The sequence below is a fragment of the Grimontia hollisae CIP 101886 genome (assembly GCF_000176515.1).
Classification (GTDB): domain Bacteria; phylum Pseudomonadota; class Gammaproteobacteria; order Enterobacterales; family Vibrionaceae; genus Enterovibrio; species Enterovibrio hollisae.
Genome location: NZ_ADAQ01000009.1, coordinates 246,187 through 258,959, shown reverse-complemented (window position 1 = coordinate 258,959; position 12,773 = coordinate 246,187). Strand labels below are relative to the sequence as shown.

Here is a 12,773-nt window from a genome sequence, read left to right as displayed (position 1 = left end):
CACTTTTCTTGAGTCACCTTTTACTGGCCTTCACCGCCGCAATACTGTTGTCGGCGTGTCAAAGCCTGGGTCATCAAAAACCGGATGAAGTGCAGAAAACCCTGAATGAGGCTTATGCACAAAGTGCATCCCAGCCCCTGGCCGAGTTGCCGGAGGCGGTTACCCAGGATCTGATGGGGGATGTGACTGAGCCAGCCGGCAGCGGCGCGCACTCCGAGAAACGCCTGCGTATCAATGCCAACAATGTCGACGCCAAAGTTTTCTTTGGCTCACTGGTGCAGGGCTCCGATTTTAATCTGGTGATGCATCCGGACGTGAGCGGCAACATCACGGTCTCGTTGAAAGACGTGACCGTGCTGGAAGCGCTGAACGTGGTGTCTGACATCTACGGCTATAACGTGGAAATACAAGGACGTCTGATTCAGATTTTCCCTGCGGTGTTGCGCACGGAGACATTTCCGGTTGATTACCTGCAATTGCAACGTTCAGGTGTCTCGCTGACGTCTATCAGTACAGGGGCTATTTCGACGGATGCCAGTGCTGGCAGTGGTGAGGATGAAAAATCTGATCGTACCTCTGTACCCACGGGGGGCACCGTGATTGAAACCCTCACCGAAAGTCAGTTCTGGGCACAGTTGGAACGTGCAGTGTCGGGCATGATTGGTACCGGCGACGGGCGTAGCATCGTGATTTCTCCGCAGGCTGGCCTTATCACAGTCAAGGCTTACCCCAATGAACTGCGCGAAGTGAAACGTTTCCTCGATGCGTCACAAAAACGACTCAAACGCCAGGTCATCCTGGAAGCCAAAGTCCTGGAAGTGACGTTGAGTGATGGTTATCAGCAGGGAGTGAACTGGTCAAACATAGGTGCGAGCATTGGCAGCGGAGGCATCAATATCAGCCGTCCTGAAACCAAGCTTGCCGGTGACATGATCTCCAACGTGATAGGCGGACAGACCAATATCACCATCACGGACGGTAATTTTTCGTCGGTGATGAACTTTCTTGATACCCAGGGTGACGTGAACGTGCTGTCAAGCCCGCGTGTGACGGCAGCCAACAACCAGAAAGCGGTGATCAAAGTTGGCGGTGATGAGTACTTCGTGACAGATATCTCTTCCAGCGACACCTCGGGGGATAATTCGGACTCCGGTCCGAACATTGAGCTGACGCCTTTCTTTTCCGGGATTTTATTGGATGTGACACCACAAATTGATGATGACAATGGCGTGCTGTTGCATGTGCATCCCGCGGTGGTTGATGTGGTGACCGAAGAGAAAACCATCCAGCTAGGGACGTCGTCAGAGCCGTATGTATTGCCGCTGGCAAAAACCGCCATCCGTGAATCGGACTCTGTCATTCACGCACGTTCAGGCGATGTGGTGGTGATTGGCGGGCTGATGAAATCGAGCTATGAAGAGGTGGTATCCAAGGTTCCGCTTTTGGGTGATATCCCCGGGCTAGGTCACCTCTTTCGCAACGTAAACCGTATGAAGCAGAAAACCGAGTTGGTGATTTTGCTGCAACCGTCAGTGGTGGGTGAACAAACCTGGCAGGAAGAGATTAACCGTTCGCGCCAGCTTCTCAACGACTGGTTTCCTGAAAACTAAGACAGTCCGATGTATCTCGCTCACTTTGGCTTTACGGCTGCGCCGTTCGGCTTGACCCCGGACACACGCTGCTTTTTTGGCGTGCGTTCGCACGTGGATGCGATTAATACCTGCCTCACTGCCATGGAGATGGGCGAAGGGCTGGTCAAAGTAACGGGAGAAGTCGGTACCGGAAAAACCATGGTGTGCCGGTTAGTGCTGAATGCCTTGGAGGACAACGTTACTCTGGTGTTTTTACCTAATCCGGCCAATACCGTAGCGGGGTTACATCGATTGATTGCTGACGAGCTCGGTATTGATGCCGGGGTATCGGAAGACAAATTGTTAGGGGCAATCCAGCAGGCAGCCATTTTTGCAACCCGTAAAAATAAACCGGTTGTGATCCTGTGTGACGAGGCACAAGCAATGCCGGATGCGGTACTGGAAGCCATCCGTCTGCTGGGTAACCTGGAAACCGAGCAGCGCAAGCTTATCCAACTCATTATGTTCGGCCAGCCAGAACTTGATGAACGGCTGGCCCAGCACAACATGCGCCAGCTGCTTCAGCGCATTACGTTCAGTGCGGAACTGGCGCCACTGAGCTTTGCTGAAACCGCGGCATACATTGACCATAGAGTGAAAGAGCAAGGCGCAGAGCCCTTGTTTTCGGCATGGGCAAAGCGCCGTATTTGGGTGGCAAGTAAGGGGATCCCCCGTCTTATCCACCAGCTTTGCCACAAATCGCTGTTATTAAGTTTTGGCTGGGGTGAGCGCCGCGTGAATGCGCATGCTGTTTGTCTCGCAATCAAAGATACACCTCTCGCCCGTCAGCATTCCGCCTTGCAGGCCATTTTGGGATAAAACCATGAGTGAACTAAACCGCATGCTGAGCGACCTGTCGTCGCCAGAAAACAGTGAAAAACGTGTGGCTGTTGCGCCCATTCCTTCAGCATGGGGCTTTCACTTTGCGCGTGTCGCATTGGCTCTGGTGGCGACGTTCGCCGGGGCATCCGGCATTGCGTGGGCCGTTTCTTCTGGCGGTGAGAGAATGGCATTACCTGCCACTGTTGTTGAGCCTGAGCCTGTGTTGGCCACACCCGCGCCCGTGTTCTCACCCACCCAGAAAGTGGTGGAAAGTGACATCCATTATGTGGCAATGAACACCACGGTGCCTGCTTCCGTTGAGTCCGAGTCAGCCAATGTTTCAGCACCACGGCAGAAGGTTTCATTTGAACAGCAAACTGCCAAGCAGGCAGCCTCGCTGTCTGTGGAAACCATTGAGTTGACCGGGGCGCAATTGGCAGATCTTGCGTATGAAAAAGCGCAAAAGCAGGCTCAGCGCGGTGATACCCAGAAAGCAGTTGCGTTGTTACAGGATGCGGTGAAATACAACCCGAACCATGTCGCTGCCACCAACCAACTGGCAGGACTGTTGTATGGCCGTAACCAATGGCGTGATGCAGAAAATGTGCTGCGAAAAGGCATTCAATCCAATCCCAACGCGGCGACGCTGAAGCTGACACTGGCGCGCATGTACCAGCAAAGTGGCCGTGAAGAATCGGCACTGAATGTGCTCGCTGGGCCGGTTGATTTGTTCGACCAAGAGCAGGTGCGAGTGGTGTCGATGCGTGCCGGACTGGCGCAAAAACTGGGTAAAAACCTGGAAGCCAGAGAAAGCTACCAATGGCTGACAGAACAAGAGCCGATGGACGGTCGCTGGTGGCTGGGACTTGGCGTTTCGGCTGAGAAAACCGGGGCGACCTCAGATGCTGAAAAAGCCTATGCCAATGCCGTGAAATCCGGCGGTTTGAGCAATGCGTCGGTGAGCTTTGCCCGCCAGCGTCTGGCTTACCTCCACAGCCTGAAACAGGAAGCAAACGATGGCCGTTAAACTGCGAAAACGCCTTGGCGACCTGCTGGTTGAAGAGCAGATTATTACCGAAGAAAACCTGAGAGCGGCGTTGGCACGACAGTCTCAAACCGGGCGAAAGATTGGTGATACCTTGATTGAAATGGGCATCCTGACTGAAGCTCAGATGCTGGATTTCCTCTCGCGCCAGCTCGGTGTGCCGCTGATCGATCTGAGTCTGACACCGGTCGATCCAAATACCGTCAACCTGTTGCCGGAAGTGCATGCCCGGCGTCTCCGTGCACTGGTAATTGGCCGTGTCGGGAATATTGTGCGTGTGGTGATGTCGGATCCTGCCGATCTGGCCTCGCAGGAGAGTGTGCTGAATTTGCTGGATCAATATCATGTTGAGCTGCTTATCACGGCCGAGCAACCGCTGATTGATGCGTTTGACCGTTACTATCGCCGAACCAGTGATATTGCCTCGTTTGCCGAACGTTTGCAGGCAGAGCACGGTGTGAAGCTTGAGCAAAGCTTCGGGATGGAAGACGAGCAATCCGAAGAAGTCACCGTGGTGAAGCTGATTAACTCGCTGTTCGAAGACGCAGTGCAGGTCAATGCGTCAGACATTCATATCGAGCCTGATGCCGCCTCACTGCGCATCCGCCAGCGTATCGACGGTGTGCTGCATGAAACCCTGCTAAAAGAGCACGCGATTGCTTCAGCGCTGGTGCTGCGTTTGAAACTCATGAGTGGCATGGATATTTCTGAAAAGCGTTTGCCACAGGATGGCCGCTTTCATATGACGGTGCGCGGCAACGTTATCGACGTGCGTGTCTCCACACTGCCTGTGCAATACGGTGAATCGGTGGTGATGCGTCTGCTGAACCAGTCAGCAGGCTTATTGCAACTGGAAGAGGTGGGGATGGATGCCCAGATGCTGGCCCGGTTCCGCCACCAGTTACGCCGCCCCCATGGCATGATTCTGGTGACCGGTCCGACGGGCTCAGGAAAAACCACCACCCTTTACGGTGCACTGAATGAGCTTAATGTGCCGGGTAAAAAAATCCTGACCGCCGAAGATCCGGTGGAATATCGCCTGCCGCGAGTCAGCCAGGTGCAGATCCAAAACAAGATAGGACTGACCTTTTCATCGGTGCTGCGTACTTTTCTGCGCCAGGATCCGGACATCATCCTGGTGGGGGAGATGCGTGATCTTGAAACAGTTGAAATCGGCCTTCGCGCCGCGTTAACCGGCCATCTGGTGTTGTCTACCCTGCACACCAACAACGCCATCGACAGCGCGCTCCGTCTTCTGGACATGGAGGCGCCGGGCTATCTGGTAGCAAGTGCGGTGCGTGCCGTGCTCGCACAGCGCCTTATTCGCCAGATCTGTCCAGATTGCAAAGTGCCGCATGCCACTGATGATGCGGAAAAAATCTGGCTGACCAGTATACGTCCGGAGATGGCAGGGCATGGCTTTTATCAGGGTCGAGGCTGCCAACGCTGTAACTTTACCGGTTACAAAGGCCGTATCGGTGTGTTTGAACTGTTAGAAATTACCCCTGAACTGATGGATGCGCTGCGTGCCAATGACACACAGATGTTTTCTGTCCTCGCAGGGCAGCAACCGGGCTACAAACCGTTGGTCCACTGCGCACTCGATTTTGCCAGACAGGGGCAAACCTCGTTGGAAGAGGCGATGAAATTGTCTGAATCTGCTGCGATGTCGCTGACAGGTGTCTGATGCCAACGTATCGCTACACGGCACGTAAGCCGAATGGAAAACGTGTGTCGGCCATTATAGAAGCCGCGACCGAGAGTGAGGCGATCGCCAGCGTGTCAGCGTCTGGCGCCGTGCTGTTGTCGCTTGAACTTACCCAACCCCGGGGGCAAAGCAACAGTGTGCCACTGTTCCAGCCTAAAGTGAGGTTAGCGTCGCTGGTCATTTTCAGCCGCCAGGCTTATAGCCTGATCAAGGCTGGCGTGCCGTTATTGCGTGCTATCAATGGGTTGGCGCAAAGCACCACCGATAAGCTATTGAAGACAGCGCTGGAAAATGTGGCCAGTGAACTGTCCAATGGCAGTCCGATGTCCGTGGCGATGCGCAACCACCCAAACGTGTTCAGCGAGTTGTTTGTGTCCTTGGTGCAAGTCGGGGAAAACACGGGTCGCCTTGACGATGCCATGTATCAGCTTGCTGAGTATTACGAGCAGGAAATGGAAACCCGTCGCCGGATTAAATCGGCACTGCGGTATCCAACGTTTGTCATGGTGGTGATCATCGGTGCGATGGCCTTTTTAAACGTGAATGTTATTCCACAATTTGCCGGGATGTTTGCCAGGTTTGGCGCCGATTTGCCGCTGCCGACCCAGATTTTGATGGCAACATCGGGCTTTTTTGTCGATTTCTGGTGGCTGCTGGTTTTCGGTACGGTGTGCTTATTTGCCAGTTTACAGGTGTGGAAAAACACGGAGCAGGGTCGGGTGAAATGGGACAGGTTCAAACTTCGCATTCCCCTTGTCGGGAATCTGGTCAACCGTGCCCTGATGTCACGTTTTTCCCGTACGTTTGCCTTGATGTTACGCGCGGGCGTACCGCTCAACACCGCACTTCATATGTCCGGTGAGGCTCTGGACAACCACTTCCTGGCAGGGGAGGTGGACAAAATGAAAGCCGCCATTGAATCGGGCGTTAACCTCAGCGTGGTAACCGAAGACAGTGAACTGTTTACGCCCTTGGTACACCAGATGATCCAGGTGGGCGAGGAAACAGGGCAGATTGATAACCTGCTGCTTGAGGCGAGCGACTTTTATGACCGTGAAGTGGATTATGACCTGAAAACCCTGTCCGCACGCATGGAGCCTATCCTGCTGTTTATTGTGGCGGGCATGGTGCTTATCCTCGCATTGGGTATTTTCCTGCCGATGTGGAACATGCTCGACCTTATCCGCGGTGGCTAAATGCACTGGCTATTCAGGTTCAGGGAAAGCAGCGCGGTGCAGTGGGCGCTGCTGGTGGTCATGGTGTGCGGATTAGTGCTCGCTGCTATCCCGGTGTTTAGCCGGATTGTGCAGTTTGCCGATGAGGTGGAATTTCGTTATCTCGCGCAGGCGTTTGCGGGTTCAGCGCAGAATGTACATTTGCGAGCAGCATTAAAAAATGAAAATAAACAAAGCGATATCGTAATAGTTAACCATGTTGGTTTCCGGTTGAGCCCAACAAATAACAAGCACAACGGTTTTCCTTTTGCGCTGGAAAACGGTGCAGAGACGTTGGCAGATATGCACGCCAAAGATTGCGGCGAGTTGCTGGAGCACTTTACCGGCCAGTCTTACTGGCTGGACAATCCATTTGAGGCGGCGGCAGACACGATGTCGACCCCGAAGATTCGCGCAATAGTTGTCAGGGACAAAGGTATTGACGCCCCGCCCTATTGCCGATTTGAAAGGCCGGTTCGCACCGGTTTTGGGAATAATGGCACGCCAGATTCGGCGCGTCATGTTTTTGCTTACTACCCGGCATCAGGCCGCGTAGAAGTATTGAGAGAAAACGGAGAAGTAAAATGAAACGTCAAGGCGGTTTTACGCTGATTGAAATGATCGTAGTGATCGTGATCCTGGGTATTCTGGCGGTAACAGCAGCGCCGAAGTTTTTGGATTTCAAAGATGATGCACGCACGGCATCGTTGGAAGGACTGGCCGCAGCAATGCAAAGTGCGGCTAGCCTTGCTCATGCAAAATATCAGCTTGATGAAAGTGACCCTGAAGTCGCAAATAAAATGATCAATGGCTATCCAAAAGCTGTGAACATTGCTGATTTTGTTGAAATGGATGGATTTGTAGCTGAAGGAGATATATCCGGTACAACAGTGAAATATAAACTAGAAAAAAATTCAGGATCGAACTGTGTTTCCTACACTGATGCAGAAGAAGGAAAAGCACCAGTAGTGACTGTTGTGGCCTGTTCTAGCAAGTTGCTGTAGACGCTTAATCTCGGATGAAAGGCTTCACCCTAATCGAGCTGATCACCGTTCTGGTGATCCTCGGTATTCTGAGTGTGTTTGCCGTCCCGCGCCTGTCGGGGGCTGATGCCTTTTCCGTGATCAGTGCGCGGGATACGGGCTTGTCTGTTGCAAGGCAAGTCCAGCTCAGGGCCATGCAGCAGGAGAATCCGTCTGCTGGCTGCTATGCCCTGTACGTTGCTGCCTCCCGGATGGGGGGCAGTGGCGATCCTGACTGCGGTTTCGGTGACAACCGCAGTGATGTGGTGGACCTGTCTGAATCCCAGGTTCGTATTTACCCCGCCCAGACGGTCTATTTTGATTTGCTCGGGCGGCCTGTAAGCGTAAGCGGAGCGCGCCTTTGTGCATCATCTGATTGTGAGATAACTTTCTCGCAAGGTGAGCGTTCTGCCAGCATTTGTCTTAACAGCGAGGGCTATTTTTATGCCTGTCGCGGATAACACTTCCCGAATTTTAAATCACCAGCAGGGCTATACGCTGGTGGAGCTGGTTATCGGCATTGTGGTCTTCGGGGTTGCCCTGGTACTGCTCAGCGCCACGCTGTTCCCGATGTTTGCCAAATCAGCCAACCCCCATTATGAAGCGCGCGCCGCCGCGCTTGGGCAAGCGGTGATGAATCAGATATTGGCGCGACAGTTTGATAAACATTCAGACCCTAACGGCAGTCGCTGGCGCTGTGATGAAAACGCAGAAGCCGTTATCGCACAGGGGATTATTGCGCCAACCCCGATCCCTTCCTGTTCATCGCCGCTTTTTGCCGGAACGGGGTTTGTTGCGGTGGAAGATTACATCGGCTGTTGGGGGGAACGTACTGCCTGTACCCAAGATCACCGGGGGCCGCTAACGGCGCTAACCGGTGGCTCTGCGGACGATTACCGCGGATTTACCGTCAATATTCATGTCGAGTATGACAGCCACACGTTCGCTGACAGTACTCACAATGACCGGCTTTATAAGCGGATTGATTTGTATGTCGATACCGGGCGCTTTGGCCGTGTCGACTTTACGGCCTACCGGAGCAATTTCTGATGGTATTGCTTACGGCCAAATCGCGTGGATTTACCCTGGTTGAACTTATCGTCACCCTGACGATTCTGGCGATCGTCTCTGTCGGCATATTTGGTTTTATTGCATCAGGCGCGGCAGGGTATGTGGAATCGCGCAACCGTGACGCCTTGCAATCAGGTGCCCGTTTTGCGGTAGAGCGTGTTGCACGGGAGCTTCGTCATGCGGTGCCGAACAGTTTAACGGTCACTTCAAATGCCCAATGCCTCACTTACTGGCCGATTGTCTACACCGGTATTTATGCTGACCGCGAAGACGGCACCAATCAACTGGAGGTGGCTATCTCTGCGATCGATAAGCCTTGGCAAAGCCAAATCAATGACGGGAAGCATCGCATTGTGTTTGCGCCCAGTAAGTCGCAGGATTTAACCACAGCGGCCAGTAACAGTTATGCCATCACAGGGGTAAGTGGTAGCACACTGACCACATCGAAAGTGGCTTCAGACGATTGGCCTGTCGGTTCACCGTCTTCACGTTTTTATCTCTATCGCCACTCTGTCACCTTTTGTTTTGATGGCACAGCGCTGACACGGCGGGTCAATGATGGTTCCTCCGCAGCAGTGACGTTGGCGAACAACCTTTCAAGCGGCAGTCGTTTTGCCATCGCCAGCGAAACCCTTTCTGGCGGTAACCTCGTTCGTATTTTTTATCGCTTTGTGCAGTCGGGTGAAATCTCGGAATATGACCAACAAGTGCAGGTTCTCAATGCGCCCTAATGTTCTTTCACCGTTAACACGTCAGCGCGGCAGTATGCTGATTATCTCTGTTTTTGCCATCACAGCGCTGGCAGCGCTCGGTGCTGCATTGCTTAAAATCAATGCCTCTCAGAGTGATACCACTGCACGGGAAGTGCTGGGTGCCCGTGCCTGGCTTGCCGCCAATAGCGGCACTGAAATGGCATTGGCGAGGCTGTTTCCACTGGCGACCACGTCAAACCCGAATCCTGCAGCGCAGTGCGATGCGGCAACGACGATCTCATTTGATATGCCTGGGCTTAAAGGCTGTTCAGTGGCGGTGACGTGCAAGACGGTGGGCACTGGTGCATTGACCCAATACTATGTGGAAAGCCAAGGGCGCTGTGGCAGCGGTGCGCATGAAGTTGTTCGTGTGCAAGAGAGTTGGATGAGGGGGATTTCCCAATGACAAGATTTTTGCTGGTCTTTTTTTTGCTCGTTTTCAGTTCAACGCTTTGGGCCTCATCCAATGGTATTTATTTTCCTGGGCCAGCACAGGCACCCACCAATACTGCATCCAATATCGTCATGGAAGAAGCATCTCGTGTAATCGAGACTTCAAATAACAGCTATGTTGAAATGGGATTTGATGAAATTCTTCAGAAGGACTTAGGTTCCTACTGTAGTAATGGAACTCAGAAGGTGAGTTGTATCAAGACTGATGACAGACCTCCGACCGCAGGGTTAAAGCCTCTTGTCGTTGGCTCTGGCGAAGGACAACTGGTCGAAACTACATTACCTGCCGAGAATGATTGGGGAGTGATGGAGTTCTTCTTTGACCAAAACTCTCCAAATTATAAAAAAGTAAATTTTCAGCAGTATAGGAAGGCATATTTTAAATCAGGGGTTTATTTCTTTGGTGAGTTAACTTTAGGTGATAACACAGAGTTGTTTTTCGACGGTGACGTTGAAATTCATGTGAATACGTTAAAAGTTAGCTCAAATGCGAGTGTCAATAGTAATGGGTCGCCGAAGAATGTTGTTTTCTATGTTCATGATAATTCACTAGACATATACACACCTCCCGTACATTTAGGGTCTAATTCTCTGATGCATATGTACTTATACTCTGAGGGGGCTGTAAAGTTGGGAGGCGGTGAAGAAACAAATACAGGCGCTCGAATCTGGGGGGCTGTGACTGCACCACGAATTCACCTTAATAAAAATGCAGAGATAGAATATGCGGGTGCACTTCGGTCTTACAAGCTCGACTTTTCGCCAAAAACAGCGGTAAGTGACACCTGCACTGCCATACCCATTACCTTCGAAGTCAAAAACGACAAAGGCGAAACTCAGACAGATATTGCCGGTGATCTAACGGTGAATGCAACGAGTTCGTCCGTTGCCTGTTGGCGGGGAAGTGCCAATAGCACCTGCAATGGCAGCCCTTCTGGCAATTTTTCTCTTCGTGGTGGAAAACGTACCTTGTGGCTGCAAAACAAGGCGGTTGGCACGGTTAACGTCACGGCCTCGTTTACGTCTGAGAAAACAGGTGAACTGGAATCGGAAGACACAGGCAGTTACACCTTCACCGCAGGTGGGTACCGTATTTCACCGTCGCCACTGAAGATGGTTGCAGGCAAACCAGAGCCCGTCACCATTGAGGCAACCTACGGCAATTGTGACCCTCGACCTATCCCTGACTATGAAGGTGTCAAACAAGTCAAAGTCGGCACGGCAGACTATATCCAACCTCGTTATGCTGACGGCACTGCACCTGTCACTCCCGTCGTTGATAAGGCTACGGGGGAGCAGGTTTTATCTGTAACGTTCAGTAAAGGCCGTGCAGTGGACGCGTTTAATATCACTTACCCCGATGCGGGTACATTCTCAATTCCGATTGAAGAGGTGAAGGCCAGCGAGCCTTCCACTGAATCTTTAAACAACCTGACTGAGCAAGAGTCAGCGACTACTGCTTCGGCCGATACCCCTAAAGGCGATATTGTCGTTGAATCGCGTCCTTACACATTTGCCATTTGTGGTACCTTGCCAACACCAAAGCAAATCTCCGAGGGCACTGCATTTAAAAAGGCGGGTGAGCCGTTTAATGTGGCGCTAAAGCCAGTGATATGGCGTCAGAATGACTCTCCGGATCCTGAGCCGAATAACCCGGGCAACCCCGCTAATACGGCGCCAGTCACGCTGAATCAAAGCTTCTGTGGCAGAGCGCCTACGCCGAGCTTCTGGCGAGCGGATGCCTTGCCTGTCAAGGTTACGCTGGACACGACGGCGCGCGTGACTAAACCCAGTGGCTGGCAAGATGCATTGTTGTCAGGGGTTGTCCCAAGAGAGCATGATGACACCAATGGTGCCAATGATAACAACGCTGTCAGATACCGATTTAACGGTATCAGTGTTGGCGATGTGGGCAGCTTCTTGATCCAATCTCAATTGGATGAACAACAACCATATTTCGATATGCCAGTGAATCCCGGCTTACGAGAGATTGGGCGCTTCTACCCGTCCCATTTTTCTGTTGCCGGTTCCTTGACGCCGGGTATGTTGCCGTCTGACGATAAGGATGGCAAAGGCTTTACCTACCTCAATCAACCGTTTGAGGGGCAATACACTGTCTATGCCATGACAGTGGATAACCAGCGGGTGAGGAACTATCACCTGTCGCCACGTACTGCAACGTTTGAGGAGTGGGCGCTCCATCCGTCGTTCGCAAGGTCTGGCGGTTTTCAGGATTTGACGTCCCGATGGTACCGGCCGAGTGCTCGCTCTGTCTCCGGCTGGCAGCCAGACGACAATGGATTTAGCCAGTATGTGTTTGGTGGTGGGATGACCATCAAAAAAGAAAGCGTGCCGGATGGCCCGTTTGAAGATGTCGAGTTTGCCGTTGGTGTTGCTACATCAGATATCGACAAAACCGATTTTCGCTATTGCGAAGCTGCAGGCGCAACAGGTTGTAATGAACAGGTTCTAAGCCCTGATGGAACCCAATTCGGCGCTAAATTCACCGACGGGGATTTCTTCTTCGGCCGTATGAAACTCAACGGGTTCGCCGAAACCCAGGACTTTGTCAGTGAGCAACGTCTTGAGGTTGCAATCGAATATTTTAACGGTCAGCGTTTTGAAACCAACGGCAGAGACAATGGCTCGTTCATTTCAACGCAGATCGGTGAAAAAGAGGTTTTGGTCAGCGACACAGATAAAGACATCGACCGTGCCCAGATCCTTTTACGCAGTGATGCGGGTGACATCATTACTAAGAAAACTGTTAAAAACGGCCGCTCGGCGTTTATTGTTGAACCTCCGAAGCAAAATGGTGCCTATAACCGTGAGCAGTTCCGCTATTGGCAAAGGCTGGATAAGGGACTTGTGGGAATCGTGCCTCAAACTTGGCTTCAACATAACTGGCAGGGTTCTCAGTTTGATGATGACCCTAGTGCAATGGGAACGTTTGGCTTTTATCGTGGTAACGATCGTGTGATCTATAAAGGTGAAAAAAACATCACATTGACAGGAGAATGAAAAAAAAGACTGATCTCATTCAGGTTTGTAGATC

Annotated in this window: 12 protein-coding genes; all 12 read left to right on the top strand. The window is 52.2% G+C overall.

Annotated features, from left to right (window positions below):
• The first annotated feature begins 8 nt into the window (after positions 1–8).
• Genes mshL through VHA_RS04490 form a run of 12 tightly spaced genes read left to right on the top strand, consistent with a single transcriptional unit; the run spans position 9 to position 12,739 of the window.
• Entirely contained in the window at positions 9–1,610 is a 1,602-nt protein-coding gene (mshL, locus tag VHA_RS04545; protein ID WP_005502254.1) for a pilus (MSHA type) biogenesis protein MshL, read from the top strand.
• 9 nt (positions 1,611–1,619) lie between these two features.
• Entirely contained in the window at positions 1,620–2,450 is an 831-nt protein-coding gene (locus tag VHA_RS04540) for an ExeA family protein (RefSeq protein ID WP_005502253.1), read from the top strand.
• A 4-nt stretch (positions 2,451–2,454) separates the two neighbouring features.
• Positions 2,455–3,480, top strand: coding sequence for a tetratricopeptide repeat protein (locus tag VHA_RS04535; protein ID WP_005502252.1), 1,026 nt, complete (start codon positions 2,455–2,457; stop codon positions 3,478–3,480).
• The gene (locus tag VHA_RS04530; RefSeq protein WP_005502250.1) at positions 3,470–5,185 is read left to right on the top strand and encodes a GspE/PulE family protein; all 1,716 of its coding nucleotides are present in this window, start codon (positions 3,470–3,472) and stop codon (positions 5,183–5,185) included. The genes VHA_RS04535 and VHA_RS04530 overlap by 11 nt, the downstream gene beginning before the upstream one ends.
• Positions 5,185–6,402, top strand: coding sequence for a type II secretion system F family protein (locus VHA_RS04525; RefSeq protein WP_005502249.1), 1,218 nt, complete (start codon positions 5,185–5,187; stop codon positions 6,400–6,402). The genes VHA_RS04530 and VHA_RS04525 overlap by 1 nt, the downstream gene beginning before the upstream one ends.
• Complete coding sequence (locus VHA_RS04520) at positions 6,403–7,008, top strand: hypothetical protein (protein ID WP_040528201.1); 606 nt, start codon at positions 6,403–6,405, stop codon at positions 7,006–7,008.
• Positions 7,005–7,424 (top strand): type II secretion system protein, encoded by a 420-nt coding sequence (locus tag VHA_RS19195; protein WP_005502247.1) that lies wholly within the window; start codon positions 7,005–7,007, stop codon positions 7,422–7,424. The genes VHA_RS04520 and VHA_RS19195 overlap by 4 nt, the downstream gene beginning before the upstream one ends.
• 14 nt (positions 7,425–7,438) lie before the next feature.
• The gene (locus VHA_RS04510; protein WP_005502246.1) at positions 7,439–7,903 is read left to right on the top strand and encodes a type II secretion system protein; all 465 of its coding nucleotides are present in this window, start codon (positions 7,439–7,441) and stop codon (positions 7,901–7,903) included.
• Positions 7,887–8,492: a type IV pilus modification PilV family protein gene (locus VHA_RS04505; RefSeq protein WP_005502245.1), complete on the top strand. Its 606-nt coding sequence runs from the start codon at positions 7,887–7,889 to the stop codon at positions 8,490–8,492. The genes VHA_RS04510 and VHA_RS04505 overlap by 17 nt, the downstream gene beginning before the upstream one ends.
• Positions 8,492–9,244: a PulJ/GspJ family protein gene (locus VHA_RS04500; RefSeq protein ID WP_005502240.1), complete on the top strand. Its 753-nt coding sequence runs from the start codon at positions 8,492–8,494 to the stop codon at positions 9,242–9,244. The genes VHA_RS04505 and VHA_RS04500 overlap by 1 nt, the downstream gene beginning before the upstream one ends.
• Positions 9,234–9,671, top strand: coding sequence for a hypothetical protein (locus VHA_RS04495; protein WP_005502239.1), 438 nt, complete (start codon positions 9,234–9,236; stop codon positions 9,669–9,671). Before VHA_RS04500 ends, VHA_RS04495 begins: the two co-directional genes overlap by 11 nt.
• A complete protein-coding gene (locus VHA_RS04490) occupies positions 9,668–12,739 on the top strand; it encodes a DUF6701 domain-containing protein (protein WP_005502237.1) in 3,072 nt (1,023 codons plus the stop codon). The genes VHA_RS04495 and VHA_RS04490 overlap by 4 nt, the downstream gene beginning before the upstream one ends.
• The last annotated feature ends 34 nt before the right edge of the window (positions 12,740–12,773 follow it).